Annotated in this window: 16 protein-coding genes; 5 read left to right on the top strand and 11 right to left on the bottom strand. The window is 61.2% G+C overall.

Annotated features, from left to right (window positions below; genetic code table 11):
- The first annotated feature begins 1,431 nt into the window (after window positions 1-1,431).
- The 4 genes from EDF71_RS25315 (at window position 1,432) to EDF71_RS23225 (ending at window position 4,444) form a co-directional block, all read left to right on the top strand.
- On the top strand, window positions 1,432-2,340 hold the full coding sequence (locus EDF71_RS25315) for an HAD family hydrolase (RefSeq protein WP_208301123.1): 909 nt from the start codon (window positions 1,432-1,434) through the stop codon (window positions 2,338-2,340).
- A 220-nt stretch (window positions 2,341-2,560) separates the two neighbouring features.
- A complete protein-coding gene (locus EDF71_RS25170; protein WP_166656625.1) occupies window positions 2,561-2,764 on the top strand; it encodes a hypothetical protein in 204 nt (67 codons plus the stop codon).
- A 128-nt stretch (window positions 2,765-2,892) separates the two neighbouring features.
- Entirely contained in the window at window positions 2,893-3,213 is a 321-nt protein-coding gene (locus EDF71_RS23230) for a hypothetical protein (RefSeq protein ID WP_133858903.1), read from the top strand.
- 457 nt (window positions 3,214-3,670) lie between these two features.
- Window positions 3,671-4,444 (top strand): hypothetical protein, encoded by a 774-nt coding sequence (locus EDF71_RS23225; protein ID WP_133858902.1) that lies wholly within the window; start codon window positions 3,671-3,673, stop codon window positions 4,442-4,444.
- 202 nt (window positions 4,445-4,646) lie between these two features.
- On the opposite strand, the gene EDF71_RS23220 is transcribed toward EDF71_RS23225, so the two are convergent.
- From EDF71_RS23220 to EDF71_RS23195, 6 genes are all read right to left on the bottom strand, one after another.
- A complete protein-coding gene (locus EDF71_RS23220) occupies window positions 4,647-5,249 on the bottom strand; it encodes a TetR/AcrR family transcriptional regulator (protein ID WP_133858901.1) in 603 nt (200 codons plus the stop codon).
- Complete coding sequence (locus EDF71_RS23215; RefSeq protein WP_133858900.1) at window positions 5,246-5,842, bottom strand: NAD(P)H-dependent oxidoreductase; 597 nt, start codon at window positions 5,840-5,842, stop codon at window positions 5,246-5,248. The genes EDF71_RS23220 and EDF71_RS23215 overlap by 4 nt, the downstream gene beginning before the upstream one ends.
- 19 nt (window positions 5,843-5,861) lie before the next feature.
- A complete protein-coding gene (locus EDF71_RS23210; protein ID WP_133858899.1) occupies window positions 5,862-6,545 on the bottom strand; it encodes a glutathione S-transferase family protein in 684 nt (227 codons plus the stop codon).
- A 103-nt stretch (window positions 6,546-6,648) separates the two neighbouring features.
- On the bottom strand, window positions 6,649-7,101 hold the full coding sequence (locus EDF71_RS23205; RefSeq protein WP_133858898.1) for a pyridoxamine 5'-phosphate oxidase family protein: 453 nt from the start codon (window positions 7,099-7,101) through the stop codon (window positions 6,649-6,651).
- A gap of 93 nt (window positions 7,102-7,194) precedes the next feature.
- A complete protein-coding gene (locus EDF71_RS23200) occupies window positions 7,195-8,697 on the bottom strand; it encodes a UbiD family decarboxylase (RefSeq protein ID WP_208301122.1) in 1,503 nt (500 codons plus the stop codon).
- Complete coding sequence (locus EDF71_RS23195) at window positions 8,694-9,350, bottom strand: UbiX family flavin prenyltransferase (protein ID WP_166656624.1); 657 nt, start codon at window positions 9,348-9,350, stop codon at window positions 8,694-8,696. Before EDF71_RS23195 ends, EDF71_RS23200 begins: the two co-directional genes overlap by 4 nt.
- 49 nt (window positions 9,351-9,399) lie before the next feature.
- Between EDF71_RS23195 and EDF71_RS23190 the strand changes: the two genes are divergently transcribed.
- Window positions 9,400-9,876 carry a MarR family transcriptional regulator gene (locus tag EDF71_RS23190; protein WP_133858897.1) on the top strand — a complete coding sequence of 159 codons (477 nt, stop codon included), beginning with the start codon at window positions 9,400-9,402 and terminating at the stop codon, window positions 9,874-9,876.
- An 88-nt stretch (window positions 9,877-9,964) separates the two neighbouring features.
- Here EDF71_RS23190 and EDF71_RS23185 read toward each other — a convergent pair whose 3' ends face one another.
- The 5 genes from EDF71_RS23185 to EDF71_RS23165 form a co-directional block, all read right to left on the bottom strand.
- A complete protein-coding gene (locus EDF71_RS23185) occupies window positions 9,965-11,272 on the bottom strand; it encodes an MFS transporter (protein WP_133858896.1) in 1,308 nt (435 codons plus the stop codon).
- A 150-nt stretch (window positions 11,273-11,422) separates the two neighbouring features.
- Window positions 11,423-12,397 carry an NADPH:quinone oxidoreductase family protein gene (locus EDF71_RS23180; protein ID WP_133858895.1) on the bottom strand — a complete coding sequence of 325 codons (975 nt, stop codon included), beginning with the start codon at window positions 12,395-12,397 and terminating at the stop codon, window positions 11,423-11,425.
- A complete protein-coding gene (locus EDF71_RS23175) occupies window positions 12,394-12,921 on the bottom strand; it encodes a MaoC family dehydratase (RefSeq protein ID WP_133858894.1) in 528 nt (175 codons plus the stop codon). Before EDF71_RS23175 ends, EDF71_RS23180 begins: the two co-directional genes overlap by 4 nt.
- A gap of 9 nt (window positions 12,922-12,930) precedes the next feature.
- Window positions 12,931-13,737: an enoyl-CoA hydratase-related protein gene (locus EDF71_RS23170; protein ID WP_133858893.1), complete on the bottom strand. Its 807-nt coding sequence runs from the start codon at window positions 13,735-13,737 to the stop codon at window positions 12,931-12,933.
- Window positions 13,738-13,751: 14 nt separating this feature from the next.
- Window positions 13,752-15,371, bottom strand: a complete 1,620-nt coding sequence (locus EDF71_RS23165) for an AMP-binding protein (protein ID WP_133858892.1) — start codon at window positions 15,369-15,371, stop codon at window positions 13,752-13,754.

Below are 15,371 nucleotides of genomic sequence, written 5' to 3'. Positions count from 1 at the left end.
ACATCAGCGCTTTCTGAGCTTCGGTGTAGTAAATCCGCGGTCTTTGCTTCATACAAACACTCCTTCAGCCTTAGGCAGATATTGTGTTGCATTGAACAGTTGAATTCACAGCCAAAAGCGGACCATTGCTAAAGAGCGGAAAATTGCTAGCAATTACGTGCCGTAGACCCATGCAAAACTCGTCAATTTAGATCATATGACCTTCGAATGCGCTGTGGTCGATGCCGTCCTGATTGCAGGGCGATCTATTATTTTCACCGGCAAAGTGGGCAGAGGCGAAGTCCGTGTAGGTGATGATCTTTTTCTGCGGTCTCCGCACGGGAGAATCGAAGTCAAGGTTATTGGTCTTGAACCAAGCGGGTTTCGAGTTGCAGGTGCCAAGGCTGGCGATAACGTAGCGATTGTTGTAAAGCACGTAAATCTTGAGTCTGTTGCAGAAGGGTTTAACCTAACCGTAGAAAATCAAATCCAGGTGCAGTGCCTTACGCTACATGGCCGGCGATCCTAATATGAGGTAAATGACCGCAACGGGTCGGCCTGCGACGGTCGCGGATTGGCTAGTAGAAGCGGAAGTTCAACTGAAATTCTCTAGCTTCAGATATGCTCGCTTGCACATTGGCCTAACCGACTGTTGGAGTTTTTGCATGAGCAGAATGGATGATTTATCCCCATGCACATCTTTGCCATTGCCGTCTGAGAATTTGGTCGCTATCGGGTGGCTTGATTTGAGTTCGAAAGTCGAGCGTGGACATGTAAGCCCCGAGTTTCTTGAACGCTTGAAATCGCTGTGCAAAGAACCTTGGCAACCCGTCGTGGCTGCTGGTAGGCATGCTTGTAGCCTATGCCAGTATGACGCACCAGAATTTTCGGACAACGTCTTCGTTCCATACCAAGGCAAGATTTACGTCGCTCCCGTGGCTATTGTTCATTACATTTCAACGCACTGGTATGTTCCGCCAGACGTATTTATTTCTGCAGTCAACGCATGTCCAACGATGAACTCCATGGAATACAAAAGAGCTCTATTGGCAAATGGAGGGCGCAACCTTACGTCAAGGCACCTTAGTGCGTTGGTAGACCAGCAGTTCAAATGAATGGCTCCTACGGATCAGTCTGCGACACCCGCGGATCGGCCACTACCCGACATCCATCCCCGACCCAAAATGCCACTACCAAATGACGTCGACCACTCCGAACCAGATGGGAGTTGCCAGCAAGCGATTGCTGCATTCGGGTCTTCGCCCTCGTCTGCCTGCAGGCTCGTGAATCCACTGCGAGCAGCAGTCGCTTGATCGTTAGCGATCTTGAGATTTCTAGTCTTACCTAACGCTTGTTAACTCTCATTGCTACCGCTAAAGTTATGTTTATACGAACGACAATCGCGTTTGGTTTTTCGTCTAAGTCTAGTTAGGCTGCTATCAGGTACTCTTAATGCATCCACCGTCAACGCTCATCTATCTGGAGCGGCCCTGGAACGACGCGCCCGGGGTTGACACTGCTGTACTCAACGCAGCATTTCTCATGGGCCTTCGGTATCCGGGGGAGTATTGGGTTGAGTTGGCTGTCCAATGGGCAGAGCTGGGTTTTCCAGTAAATGAGGAAGCCGCCAGCGAACTGAAGCGGATTGCCGTCAGCTCACCAAAGCAGTTTTCTCAGCAACTGCGTCACCGTGCTGCGGCATTGCTTCGCAGTATCGAAGCAAGCGTTGCGGCCCAACATGTCGCTCCAGCGGACCACCTTCGGCGGCAGTTGAACTCCAACGTTGGCCGCCTTGAGCACATGAGCCATCGAAAGTTGCTTGTTCTTGATCTCGACGAGACACTCATCCATGCGACCGAGAAGTCACTTGGGCGTGAAGCAGACTTTATGGTCGGTACCTATCACGTCTACGCTCGGCCTTATCTCAAGGAATTCTTGCAGTACGCCTTCAGAGAGTTCGATGTTGGCGTCTGGACTTCGGCTGGCGCTCAGTATGCAAAGGACATCGTGTCAGAAGTCTTCAAAGACAGCGTTCCTCTCTTTCTCTTCTCCAGCCACCGGTGCACCTTGCGGAGAGACTTCAATACCGACGAGTACGTTCCGATAAAACGCCTGTCCAAACTTAAGTCCATGGGCTACAGGCTTGAGCAGATCATTGCAGTTGACGACACAGCTGAGAAGCACAACGAGAACTATGGCAATCTCGTCCATATTCAGGAGTACAAGGGAGAAGCCGACGATGCTGAACTGCGTCTGCTCAGTGAATACCTTGCTGAGCTTGCGCACGAACCCAACATCCGGACCGTGGAAAAGCGAGGTTGGCGAAGCCGTGTACTACAAGCCAAGCAACCAAGCGCCTAACCCTTCAATCGAGAGGACTTGCCCCTGCAAGCTGAGTCGAATCCTCTCATGTCAAACATTAGTGACTATCTGCTTTGGGTCGGCCTGCGAGGGTTGCGAATTGGTCAGAAACAGTCGGGCGAAGAATTCATGAAAACTGTGTGTGTGCTGCTCGAAGCCATATCCGCAAAGAGAAAGATCTCACCCAACAGCTGACCTCGACCAAACTTACTCTTAACGCATGGAAATAACAGAAGCGAAACGCAAGGCGATGGACGAATATCTTGCAAGTCCGCAAAATCGGCTCATATCAGCTGCCGGAAAAAGAGACGTCAAAACAATGAAGTCCACCTTGAGCGAAGTTGCTTCAGTTGATGAACAAGAGCCCTGGTACGGACGAACTGCGCTCCAATGTGCGGTCGACACAGATAGCTGGCTGAAATAGCGAACTGAGAGGCCTGTTTTTTGCAGCACACACCGCACCGGTGACACCCAGCTATAGCGAATTGTCACGCGATGCTGCTAACGTACGGGCCATGTACCCGGCTTCCATTAACTGAAACTCTCAAGCCAATGCGCCAAGCAGCACAAGTACTTCATGACATCGACCAGTTCCATCCCGTGGATGGTCATTGGCTAGCACTCGACGACTTACTCGGTGAGTTGTGGTCACTCGGAACTCCTCCGCCAGAGTCTTTGCCAGTTCTTTTCGGCGTATTTGAAAGATTTCCTGACGATGATGGCGCATTAGGTGTCCTTTGGTCGATTGTCCATGGCATTGAAAGCCTGCCTTATGCTTACGATGCATTGCTCACCGAATCCTATCGCCGCTGCCCCTCCAAAATGGCGGAAATAATGTTAGCCAGACTGGCCAAGTCGGTTGCAGCCAGGTAGGCAAATACTCAAAATCAACGCGGTTCCCTGGACGAGCCGATTGTGGGAGGATGGCTGCTTTGGCTTTGCGTGGAGGTCCTCATTGGGCCGGGCAGCGCGACAGTCTTTACCAGCCAGAAGCGGACATATCATGATGCGCTATTGCTCACTTTTTATAAGCTCAAGAACCCATTCGGCGCTTCCGTCGAGCATTTTCCTCGCGTCTGCGATAAGGGCCGCAGATTTTTCGGACAACATGTCACCCGAACGGGTTGCTTTACGGGCAAGACTGCGAAAAGCCGGACTTCAACAGCGTCCGGACGCTCCGAGGTATTGGTGGAGCTTGGACACGAATGGGAAAATTGATAGCGACGATCTTTGTGACCATTTGATTTGGCTGCTAAATCGGCTTAAAAAGCTAAGCTTTTGACCGACCTCAGCTTGCAGGGATTCAAGTACCACTTTTCCATGTTCTGGGGTGGAAACGGAACAGGTGGTGGTCCGCTTATCACGCACGAAGCAATGGCTATGCTCACGTTACACGGCGCTCAGATGGGCGTTTGCTTTTACTACCAGGAAGCTCAATAAGGGACAAGCCGATGGCCGCTTTGGGTCGTTCGGCGACAGTCCTAGACCTGCCTGTTTAAGGCATTCAGGCCGCCACCAGCACCACCAGTGGACCAACCTGAAGCATGGCCGGGCCGAGAATACTGGCGATGACAGTGCATTCGCCTATACAACCAGTGCCAGAATCAAGACTGGACGGGAACTGCGCGGCGCGCCCTATCCAATGCACCGCACAGGAGAAATGGCCATTCCAAGGTCCTGGTTCTCGCCGCTCCCAGAGGAAGAGCAATCGTTGCAAGGCTTTCCAAGCGAGGCACAGATGGATGAACTGATAGAGCGATGGCACCAATTTGCGGGGCAATCGAAAGAGGAAATTGCTGCTCAGTTCAATGAGGAATCGCGTTCGCTTCTCGCAGAATTTTTTACGAAAGGCTTGGGTGAGACGGGCCAACAAGCTGCCAAATGGGCCTCTGCCGAAGCGTTTGCGGAATGCGTTCTGGAGCTGAGAAGCAATGAGAAAGCTTGGTCGAGGCACCTGGGTAATGCGCTCCTTCAAGCGCAAGACTTTGCAGATGATGGCCAAGTGCAGAAGGCCAAGCAAGCGTTGATCGCCTTCCGAGATACCTGCCCATGGGTCTTCTTTGCAGATATTGCCCAAACGCAGTTGGACAATATGAGCGACTAGCACTACTGCTCAAAGAATTTCCGAACCATCTACGGTCTGAGTAGTCCCCGTCAAAAACGGATGGCGCCTAACCAGTTCCTTGCTCTGCGCGAATGCATTGCCGTATCCTGCGCAAACCGTTCTCAGCGATTCCACGCATGCCGTTGGTCGACAAGATCACGGATCAAGAACATCGACGAAACCCAAAACCACTTAAAGAGCGCTAGGACCCCCGCTGCGCCAACAACACCACCATATCCCGCAACTCATCCTGTGCCTGTTGCGGTGTGATGTCCCCCACCATCGCCGCCTGCGACAGCGCATCCGCCGCACCGAGCATGGCCCAGAGGCTGGCCTTGGGCAGGCTTGGCGTTGCGACCCAGGGCGCCAGGGCTGCCTGGCATTTGTCCAGAAACCCCAGCTGGCATTGGCGTTTGAGCTGGGCCAGCTCGGGCGAGCCTTGCAGCGCTGCCAGCACACCGGGGATCTCGCGGCCCTCGGCCAGGCAGCAGCCGATATAGCTGCTGGCAATCACTTCGGCCCGCTGTTGCAGCGTTGGGCCGCTGGCCGCGATGGCGGCGTCGATGATCTTGTTTTGGCGCGCATCGAAATCGCGGTACAAGGCCGCCAGCAAGCCCTGGCGCGTGCCGAAATGGTCATAGACCGTTGGCTTGGTGATGCCCGCCGCCTCGGCCAGGCGCCCCAGGCTGAGCGCGTCGGTGCCTTCGCTGGCAACCAGCTGCCAGGCTACATCGAGCAGTTGCGCCAGGCGCTGCTCCTTGGTAAAACGCTTGCGGTGGCCTGTCGTGGCGGTGGCTTCGGTCATGGCGTGGTGGTGGTCTGGGCCGCGAAAAGCGCCGCACCGATGCGGCGTGCCTCGTCAAAATGCGATTGCGCAAAGCCCTCATCGGATTGGCTCAGCAAGCTAGCGCTGGCCACCCGCGCGCCACAGTAGTCAAATATGCCGTGCTCGATTTGCGTCTTCATCGCCGTATCGTAGCCGCGTTTGGCATAGGTCTTTCTGCTGGAGGCCCCCAGAGCCACCAGATGCACTGGCAGGCGCTGCAAAATGCCGCGCTCCTGGTGGTCATAGGCCCAGCCGTTGGTAAAGACCCGGTCGATCCAGCCCTTGAGCAGGCCCGGAAAAGACCACCAGTACACCGGATAGACGAGCACCAGGGCATCGGCCCGGTCAATGCGCGCCTGCTCGGCGGCGATCTCGGTCGGCAAGGGGCCCTGGTTGCGAAAGTAGGCCAGGTCGGCCGCTGTCTGACGGGGGTCAAAGCCTTCGGCGGCCAGATCGGCCACCTCAAAGCTGTTCTGCGGATCTGCGGCGCTGATGCCCTGGGCCAGCTCGGCCGCCACGGCATGGGTCAGGGAGGACAGTTCGGGATGGGCGACGACGATCAATGCATGCATGGGAACTCCTTGGCGCGGGTCAATGGGCGGCTGTCACCAGATGGGACTGGCACTTGTGCAGGTACTGCACCAGCTCGTCATGGAAGGCCGCCGTCACGGCATTGCGCACACTGGGGCGCTGCGCCAACGCCTGGCGCCAGGCCTTGACCTTGGGCAGACCGTTGAAGATGCCCAGATCCCGGAAGCTTTCAAACACCTCGAAGTAGCGGAATATTGGCGCATAGACCACATCGACCATGCCAAAGCGCGCACCGGCGAAATAAGGGCCCTCGCCCAGCTCTTGCTCGATACGGGCAAAGCGGGAGGCGAGCTTCTCACTGCTGGCCAGGATGGCCGCTTCGTCGGCCGCGCGCTCGATGCCGACCATGCCCGAGACCACCGACGAGGCATAGGCCAGCCAGGCGCGGTGCTGGGCACGCAGCAGCGGATCGGCCGGCAGGAGTTGCGGCCCGGGTTGGGTTTCGTCCAGGTATTCGGCAATCACCAAGCTCTCAAAAATGGCCGCTTCGCTGCCATCGGCCTGGCGCACGCCCAGCACCGGCACATTGCCCAGCGGCGATATCGCCTGGAAAGATGCGGGCTTGTTGTCCAGATCGATCAGCACCTGCTCAAAGGCCACGCCCTTCTCCAGCAAGGTGATCACCGCGCGTTGTGCAAAGGGGCAGATATTGAGACCGTAGAGGGTCAGAGGGCTGGCAGACATCGGAACTCCGGTGAAAAAATAACATACCAATAGTAGGATACTTTTGGTATGTTTTCTATTGACGGTTCCTAAGCCCTACGCGGCCTACTGACAAAACCCCGCCTCAGCCAAGCGGCGGCGCCGCATCTGCTGGGGCGGGCCAGTAGGCTTTGGCGCCAAAGTGGAGCCGGTTGTCCGTGGCCTTGATGGCATGGGGCTGGAAGGACCAGAACGCTGGCTGCAGATGGGCGGGAACAGGAAAAGTCTGGGCGTAGAAAGCGCTCGCCGCTTCACTGTCCGCCCCTGCCAGCCGTTGGACGGCGCCTTCCATTTGCAGCCCGCGGATCTCCGCAATGCTGCGGCTGGCGCTGCTGATGGTCACCACTGCTGATCCGGCCTGGCGCAGTAGCTGCCCGTGGCGCGTCTGCGGGTCGGTCACAAACAGCAGGCGCGGCTGGGCGGGGTCCAACACATAGAACAAGGGCGCAGCCCAGTGCTGGCCATCCGCGCAGACGGAGAGCGACAGCACATGAAACTCGCGCAGCAAGGCATCGATGCCTGGAGTAAATGTCGTCATAGGAAAAAGGCAGCGCAGGGCCGCATGGTGCTTGGCAGAGCCTGGCCCCTCGCGGCCCAGGCCATGGGCCTTTTGAGCGCTGATTAGCGCTGGTTAACGCGGGCTAGTGGTCATGCTGTCCCAGTTCTTGAGCACACGCTCGCGCAGGTCCTGCGGGTAGGCCTGGTCGAACGAGGCATGGCGCAAGCGCCCCTCGCCTATCGGCAGCTGCAAGGTGTCGAACACGACCTTGGGGCCTCGGCCGCTGGCATACTCGTCCTCTTCATAGCAGTGCGCCAAGGAGACCACGCGCGCCTCCTCAAACACCGCCTGCTTACGGCGGGGATGCACCCGGGTGGCCAGGGCCCAGACCACATCGGCAATCTTGGTGGGATCGATATCGTCGTCCACCAGGAAGATCTTGGGGATGAACACCAGCGAATCGGCCTTGAACAGCAGCTCACCCACGCGCCGTGCAAACTGCTCGGAGCTGGTATTGGGCAGCTTCTCGCGCCAGTCGTTGGGGACGACCACCACAAACCAGTGCACGGCCGATTCCTCGGGCGCCCAGGCGGAGACCACGGGCAGACCGGCTTCGCGCATCAAGGCCATGGCATCGGCCGCCATGCCCATGGCCCAGATGGTGTGCGACTCGTCCGCAGGGCGGCCCGCCACGACCAGTGGCCAGATCGGATCGTCGCGGTAGCTGATGGTCTCCACATGGAAGCTGGGCTGCATCGACGACTCGGTGCCCAGATAGCCCGAATACTCGCCATAAGGGCCTTCAGGGCAATCGCGCGTGATGGACACATGGCCTTCAATCACCACTTCGGCATGGGCGGGCACATCCAGGTCCACGCCCAGCGCCTTGACCACCTCGATGGGTTCGTCCCAGAGCGCGCCCACATAGTCGGCCTCGTCAATGCCCGCCGGGATCGGCACCCCTGCGGCACAGGCGATGGCCGGCGCCACGCCCTGCACCAGCGCATAAGGCATGGGCTGGCCGATCTTGACCCATTCGGCCCAGATCTGGCCAATGTGCTGGCTGGGCACCATCAGGCCGGCCATGCGCTTGCCATCCACCTTCATCACGCGGGCGATGGACCAGTTGGTCCAACGGCCATCCGGTGTCTTGGCGATCAGCATGCCCCAGGTATTGGCGTAGCGGCCGCCATCGGTGTCGTGCGCAAAGGGGATCGGAAAGCGGTCCAGGTTCGCATCGTCGCCGCGCAGAATGTTCTGCCGGCAAGGCGCGCCCGCAGCATCGATACGCACTGGTTTTTTGCCGGGCAACTGGCGCGCGGCCAGCAGCGCATTCACGATCTCGGGCACCGTCGATGCGGGCGGCAGGCCCAGTGACAGGGCCACGCGGGCATAAGGCATGTCCTTGCGCGACGAGCGGGCAGCCGGCGCGCCCAGGATGCGAAAGCCGGGCGTCGCACCCCGGATGTTTTCAAACAGCGGCGCGGGCGCATCGATCTCGCAGCTGCGGCGCGTGATGGCACCGGGCTCCAGATCGCCATCGACCTCCTGGCGGATGTGGGCCAGGTCGCCGATCTCGTCGAGAGCTTGCAGGTAGCTGCGCAGGTCTTTGTAGTGCTTCATGTCTTGCTTCATGTTTTCTCCTTAGAAAGAGGGGTGGGCCCGGTCCAGCGCACGGTCAGGTCGTTGTCCAAGCCAAATTGGTCGAGGATCCGCGCGACGATGTGGTTGACAATGTCGTCGGTGGATGCGGGTCTGTTGTAGAAGGCGGGCATGGGCGGCAGCATCTGGGCGCCGGCCTGGGTCAGCGCCAGCATGTTCTCCAGGTGGATCGCGCTCAGTGGGGATTCGCGCGGCACGATGACTAGGCGTCTGCGCTCCTTCAAGGTCACATCGGCTGCGCGCACCACCAGCTCATCGGCATAGCCCATGCGGATGGCCGCCAGCGTCTTCATGCTGCAAGGCACGACCACCATGCCCTCGGTGCGAAACGACCCGCTGGAGATGGCAGCTGCCTGGTCGCGTTCGCTGTAGACCTTGGTGGCCAGATCCAGCACATCGCGCACTGCGTAGTCCGTCTCCATCTGGATCGTGGCGCGCGCCCAGCGCGAGACGATCAGATGTGTTTCCACGCCCAGCGCCTTGAGCGCTTCCAGCAGGCGGATGCCCAGGATGGCACCGGTGGCGCCGGTCATGCCGACGACGATCTTGCCGGGCGCGCCTGCAGCTGCGCTTGGCCGAGTTGGCTGCGGTGCCGCAGGCCAACAGTTCGAGTTCAAACTATTCATGTCCGCTATGATAGTTCGAACTCAAACCAAGTAAAGACAAGGGGTATCGATGAACCAGGAAGACGGGCAGGATTTGATTGACGGTGCACCGCTGTGGCCGCGTGGCCCCACTTCCGTCATGCACCTGGTGCGCCGTGCGGCGCAGCGCACTGCCACCAGCTGGTCGGCCGCCGTCAGCTCAGGGCTGACCCAGCTGCAGTACGCGGTCCTGATCGTGCTGGACGAGCTGGGCACCTGCGACCAGCAGACCGTGGGCAGCCGCGCCGGCATGGACAAGGCCACCGGCACCTATGTGATCGACCGCATGGTGCAAGCCGATCTGGTGCAGACGCACCCCGATGCCGCCAACCGGCGGCGCAAGCTGATCACAATGACCGAGGCCGGGCGCCAGTTGCTGGCGCAAACCATCGTGCAGGCCAAGGTGGCTGAGGAAAAAGTGGTCTCTCGCCTGTCGGAGGCGGAGCAAAAGACGCTGATCGGCCTGCTGAGCCGACTCTCGGGTGTGAAGTTGCTGGAAGGGGATTGAGGCTGGGGCCACCAGGCAGCTTGCGCCTGACCGCCCCCCTGCCCGCCGCCACGCATGCCGAGGCGGAGCGGGCAAACCCGGCTCAAACTCAGGTCACCGAACGCGCCGCATCACGGCGGATCGATAGCACGCCAATCAGACCAATGATGGCCGCTGCAATCACAAAATACGCGGGCGATTGGCGGTTCTCGGTCATCTGCACCAGCTTCACAGCCACATAGGGGGCGGTGCCGCCGGCGATTATCACGCCAAAATTCCAACCGGTGGCCACGCCGGTGTAACGGTACTGGGGCTGGAACAGCAGCGGCAGCAAGGTGTAGGCGCTGACCTGGGTGGCGACGGTGTTGAGCATCAGCACCACATAGGCCCAGGCGGCAACCATCAGGCTGCGCTCCATGAGGCCCATCATCGGGTAGGTCAGGATGATGTAGCCGATGAGGCCAACGAGCATCAGGCGGCGCAGGCCGATGCGGTCACCGATGTAGCCGCCCAGCGGCATCAGCAGCGCAGACAGGCCAATGGCCAAGGTGGCGACCCAGTACACATTGCCGGCGGGGTAGCCCAGCTGCTTGACCAGGTGGATGCTCATATAGGTCAGGCCGATGTAGGCCGTGCCATTGGTGGCGGCGCTGATCGCGGTCGATTGCAGCAAGGCCTTGGTTTGCAGGCGGAAGACGGCGCCAATGGGCGAATGCTCTTTCTTCTCGGGCTTGCCCTCATAGGTTTCGCGCACGCGGGTGCGGGCCCAGATGCACAGCAGGGTCAAGGGCAGCGCCAGCAAAAAGGGAATGCGCCAGCCCCAGGCACTCATCTGCTCGGGCGTGGTGAGCGCGGTGACCGCACCGGCCACGGCCGCTGCCACGGCAAAGCCGCCGGTCGATCCCATTGGCGTGAAGGCGCCAAAGGTGGCCTTCATGTGCGGAGGCGATGACTCCGAGATAAAGGTGGCCGAGCCCCCTACTTCGCCACCGGCCGAGAAGCCTTGCAGCAGCCGCACCAGCACCAGCAAGGCGGTGGCAAAGTAGCCCATCTGCTCAAAGGTGGGCAGCAGGCCCATCAAGGTGCTGCCAATGCCCATGCAGATCAGGGTGCCCAGCAGCGCCGTCTTGCGGCCATACTTGTCGCCGATATGCCCAAACACGATACCGCCCAGCGGCCGCACAAAGTAGGCCGTGCCAAACACCGCCAGTGCGGCCAGCAGCGATACCGTGGGGTCGCCACTGGGAAAGAACAGCGGCGCAATCACCACCGCCATATAGCCGTAGAGGCTGAAATCGTAGTACTCGATCAAGGTACCCACAAAACCCGAAACCGCTGCGCGTTTGGCATCGGCGGGTGCTCCGCTCTCGCTGGCCTGCGCTGCTATGTCAGCGCTCAAGGTGTTCGCATTCGTCATGATTCATCCATTCGGAAAGGTGGTTTGGATAAGGGCAGCCCCACAAGAGCCACCCCGGGGTTCACATCGGCGCCGAGGGCTTTATTGCCCCCTTGTCTCGTGGCACCGGTGTTCAAGACGGAAACCGGGAAATGCTGGGGTGTGTAGGTGCTAGGGCACGACGACTCCTTTGCCAATGGCCTGGCGCTGGCGCACGGCCTCCAGCGCAGCAGGCGTTTCTTCCAGCGAGAAGCGCTGGGAAATCAGCGGCCGCAGCCGCCCCTGGGTGTAAAGCTCGGCCAGCGCCTCAATGTCCGCCACCACATGGGCGCGCTCGCGCTGCAGGTAGTCGCCCCAGAACACGCCAACGATGGCGCAGCCTTTGAGCAAGGGCAGATTGAGTGCAATGCGCGGAATCTCACCGCCCGCAAAACCCAGCACCAGAAAGCGCCCGCGCCAGGCGGTGCTGCGCAGGGCCGGCTCGCTGAAGCGCCCGCCGACCACATCGCAGACGACATCCACACCGCGCCCGCCGGTGATGGCCTTGAGCCGCTCGCGCAAATCCTCGCGCTCGTAGTCGATGGTTTCGTCCGCGCCATGGGCGCGGCAGGCGGCCAGTTTTTGCGGCGACGAGGCTGCCGCAATCACCCTTGCGCCCATGGCCTTGGCCAGCTCGATGCAGGCAATGCCCACACCGCCTGCTGCGCCCAGCACCAGCACGGTCTCGCCCGCCGCCAGGCTCGCCCGGTCGCGCAGCGCGTGGTAGGCCGTGCCATAGGTCATCAAGAGGGAACCCGCCACCTCAAACGGCAGACCGGCCGGCATGGGGAACAGCGCAGCAGGCTGCACACGGATCTGCTGCGCAAAAGCGCCCCAGCCCACAAAGCCGATCACCGCCTGGCCTTGGCGCACGCCCTGCACCTCGGCACCCAGCTCTTCGACCACGCCAGCAAATTCGCCCCCGGGGCTGAAGGGCAGGCTGGGCTTGAACTGGTAGCGGTCTTCGATGATGAGGGTGTCGGGGTAGTTGATGCCGGCCGCCTTGACGGCGACGACCACCTCGCCGGGGGCGGGCTGGAGCGCAGGCAGATCGCGCAGCTGCAGCGCCGACGGCGGGCCAAACTGTTCGCAAACCACGGCCTTCATTGCGCGCCTCCTTGCTTGTACATCCGGCGCACCACCGACTCGGCCACACAGGCGGGTTTGCTCTCGCCCTCCAGCTCTACCGTGGCATTGAAGACCATCTGCACACCGCCGGTCACCAGGTTGAGCTCCGCCAGCACAAAGCGGCTGCGCACCCTGCTGCCCGCCCGCACTGGCTGCATAAATCGCACCCGGTTCAGGCCGTAGTTGATGCCCAGGTCGCAAAACGGCAGCAGCCCGGGCATAAAGTCCTCGTAGTGCTTGCCGAGCAGGGACAAGGTCAAAAAGCCATGCGCAATCGTGCCGCCAAAGCCCGACTCCTGCGCCGCGCGCGCCGGGTTCACATGTACCCACTGAAAATCCCCGGTCGCCTCGGCAAAGCGGTCGATGCGGGTCTGGTCCACTTCCACCCAGGGGCTGACATACAGCTCGGTGCCGGTAAGGGCTTGCAGATCCTCCACGCTCTGGCAGACGGGCACCTGCAGGCCATCATTGTCTTGGGCGGGCGGGTTGCGTAAATCGTTCATATCGCCTCCTTAGCGCCCCGTGAACACGGGGCTGCGCTTGTGCAAAAAGGCCTGGACGGCTTCCTGGAAATCCTCGGTCATGAGGCCCAACACTTGGGCATGGTTCTCCAGCTCAATGGCTGCGGCCAGGCTCGGGGCATCCAGGTTCTGCCACATCAGGCGCTTGGTGTGGGCCGTGGCATACGGCGCATGGGCAGCGATCTGGCGCGCGCACTGCAAGGCGCGTTCCAGCAGATCGGCAGCAGGCAGCACCTCGCTGACCAGGCCTATGCGCAGCGCCTCATCCGATGCGACCGGGCGGCCACTCAGCATCAGCTCAAAGGCACGCCCCGCGCCAATGAGGCGCGGCAGGTGGTAGCTGATGCCGCATTCGCCGGCGGTGATGCCGATCTTGATGGCCCCCACATGGAAGGCCGCCTGCTGCGCGGCAAAACGCACATCGGCCGCCAAGGCCAGCGCCATGCCGGCGCCGACTGCCACGCCGTTGACAGCGGCGATCACCGCCACGCTGGTATCGCGCAGGCGCTGCACCAGGCCGGCAAAGCTTTGCTGCAAGTCCATGTTCTCGCGCACGGTGGCCGGCAGTTGCCCGTTCTCGTCCAGCAAGGATTTGAGGTTCAGCCCGGCGCAAAAGCCCGCCCCCTCGCCGCTGATGACCAGCACGCGCAGGCTGGCATCCGCCAGGCAGGTATCCAGCAGCGCATGCAAGAACTGCAGATCGGGCAGGCTCAGCGCATTGAGGCGCGCGGCGCGCGTCAGGCGCAGCAGGGCAATGCCCGGCTGCAGGGTTTCGAGGGTGGCGGCATCGTTTGGCATGCGGGCGCCCTCCTTCAAGCCTGTGCCGCCAGCAGCTCTTGGCGCAGCACGCGCTTGAGCAGCTTGCCGTTGGCATTGCGCGGCAGCAGATGGCGGCTGATGGTAAAGCTCTCGGGCACCTTGTAGTCGGCCAGGCGTTCTGCGCAAAAGCGGCGCAGCGCCTCGGCCTCGGTGTGCTTGTCGTCGCGCAGGGTCACAAACACATGCACGCGCTCGCCCAGCACCGGGCAGGGTTTGGCCACCACGGCGGCCTCCAGCACATCGGGGTGTTCGCACAAGGCGTTTTCCACTTCCACGCTGAAGATCTTGTAGCCGCCCCGGTTGAGCATGTCCTTGCGGCGGTCCATCACATAGACAAAGCCCTGCGCATCCATGCGGCCCACGTCGCCGCTGCGCCAGTAGCCATCGACAAAGTTCTCCTGCGTGGCCTGCGGGTTGTTCCAGTAGCCCTTGGCCACCATCGGGCCCTTGAGCCAGAGCTCACCCACCTCATCGGCCGGCAAGGGGCGGCCGTCATCGTCCATCACGGCGATATCGGCACAGGGCAGCGCCAGGCCCACACTGGCCAGATGCGTGCGCGTCAGCTGCGCGGGCATCACCGCCACCGGCGAGGTGGTCTCGGTCGCGCCGTAGCAGTTGGACAGGCGCAGCCCCGGCAGCCATTGCGCCAGCCGGTCGATGGTCTCTGGCGGCATGGGCGCGCCGCCAAAGCCGCCCACGGTCCAGTGCGACAGGTCATGCTGGCGGTAGTTTTCCTGCAGCAGCAACAGCTGGTACATCGCCGGCACCATGATCGTGAAGCTGATGCGCTCCTGGGCGGCCAGCGGCAGCATCTCGGCCGCTTTGAAATGCGGCACCACCACCAGCGTGCCGCCCAGGCCCAGGGTCAGCGCCATCAGAGCCACCAAGCCAGTGACATGGCTGAGCGGCACTACCGCGCAGCCCCGCACCGAGGCATCCAGGCCCAGCGCCTGCGCGTAGTGCAGGATGGTATGCACAATGCCCAGGTGGGTCAGCATCGCCCCCTTGGGGAAACCGGTGGTGCCCGAGGTGTAGACCAGCATCGCCAGGTCTTCCTCATCCAAAGCCTCGCACTGCGGCAGCGGCGCATGGGTCAGCAGCTGCGCAAAGGCCTGGGGGCTATCGGGCGCGCCGCCCACCACCACCTGGTGCCGCAGCGCCGGCGTCTCGCCCATGCCGGCCACCACGGCGCCCAGCGCTGCATCATGGACCAGCACCACCGCCTCGCAGTCGCGCAGGATGTAGCCAATGCCAGCCGACTGCTCGCGGATGCTCAGCGGCACCACCACCGCGCCGATGGCCATCGTGGCGTAGGAAGCAATCACAAACTCAGGGCCATTGCCCAGCAGCAACGCCACGCGGTCGCCCTTGGCCACACCGCGTGCGCGCAGCGCGGCCGCCACGCGCAGCACCTGGTCTTGCAGCTGCGCCCAGCTCAGGCGCTGCGCGCCGCAGACCAGCGCCTCGGCGTCAGGTTGGCGCCGGGCGGCTTGCAGCCACATGCTGACGACATCGTTGGGTCGCTCGGCAAAGCAGCGCATCACACGCTGGTCGTAATGGGTTTCCAGCCGCAGCTGGGGGGTGGTTGTGGCGGTGAGGGTAGATGCAGTCAT

This window comes from Comamonas sp. JUb58, assembly GCF_004364775.1.
In the GTDB taxonomy this organism is placed as follows: Bacteria; Pseudomonadota; Gammaproteobacteria; order Burkholderiales; family Burkholderiaceae_C; genus Comamonas.
This window is presented reverse-complemented; position numbering and strand designations above follow the sequence as displayed.

Excerpts from the sequence above, each read along its gene's own strand:
- EDF71_RS23170 (WP_133858893.1), bottom strand. The coding sequence starts at position 13,737 with ATGCCAAACGATGCCGCCACCCTCGAAACCCTGCAGCCGGGCATTGCC.
- EDF71_RS25170 (WP_166656625.1), top strand. The coding sequence starts at position 2,561 with ATGGAAATAACAGAAGCGAAACGCAAGGCGATGGACGAATATCTTGCA.
- EDF71_RS23230 (WP_133858903.1), top strand. The coding sequence starts at position 2,893 with ATGCGCCAAGCAGCACAAGTACTTCATGACATCGACCAGTTCCATCCC.
- EDF71_RS23200 (WP_208301122.1), bottom strand. The coding sequence starts at position 8,697 with ATGAAGCAAGACATGAAGCACTACAAAGACCTGCGCAGCTACCTGCAA.
- EDF71_RS23205 (WP_133858898.1), bottom strand. The coding sequence starts at position 7,101 with ATGACGACATTTACTCCAGGCATCGATGCCTTGCTGCGCGAGTTTCAT.
- EDF71_RS23175 (WP_133858894.1), bottom strand. The coding sequence starts at position 12,921 with ATGAACGATTTACGCAACCCGCCCGCCCAAGACAATGATGGCCTGCAG.
- EDF71_RS25315 (WP_208301123.1), top strand. The coding sequence starts at position 1,432 with ATGCATCCACCGTCAACGCTCATCTATCTGGAGCGGCCCTGGAACGAC.
- EDF71_RS23220 (WP_133858901.1), bottom strand. The coding sequence starts at position 5,249 with ATGACCGAAGCCACCGCCACGACAGGCCACCGCAAGCGTTTTACCAAG.
- EDF71_RS23165 (WP_133858892.1), bottom strand. The coding sequence starts at position 15,371 with ATGACTGCATCTACCCTCACCGCCACAACCACCCCCCAGCTGCGGCTG.
- EDF71_RS23195 (WP_166656624.1), bottom strand. The coding sequence starts at position 9,350 with ATGAATAGTTTGAACTCGAACTGTTGGCCTGCGGCACCGCAGCCAACT.
- EDF71_RS23180 (WP_133858895.1), bottom strand. The coding sequence starts at position 12,397 with ATGAAGGCCGTGGTTTGCGAACAGTTTGGCCCGCCGTCGGCGCTGCAG.
- EDF71_RS23215 (WP_133858900.1), bottom strand. The coding sequence starts at position 5,842 with ATGCATGCATTGATCGTCGTCGCCCATCCCGAACTGTCCTCCCTGACC.
- EDF71_RS23190 (WP_133858897.1), top strand. The coding sequence starts at position 9,400 with ATGAACCAGGAAGACGGGCAGGATTTGATTGACGGTGCACCGCTGTGG.
- EDF71_RS23210 (WP_133858899.1), bottom strand. The coding sequence starts at position 6,545 with ATGTCTGCCAGCCCTCTGACCCTCTACGGTCTCAATATCTGCCCCTTT.
- EDF71_RS23185 (WP_133858896.1), bottom strand. The coding sequence starts at position 11,272 with ATGACGAATGCGAACACCTTGAGCGCTGACATAGCAGCGCAGGCCAGC.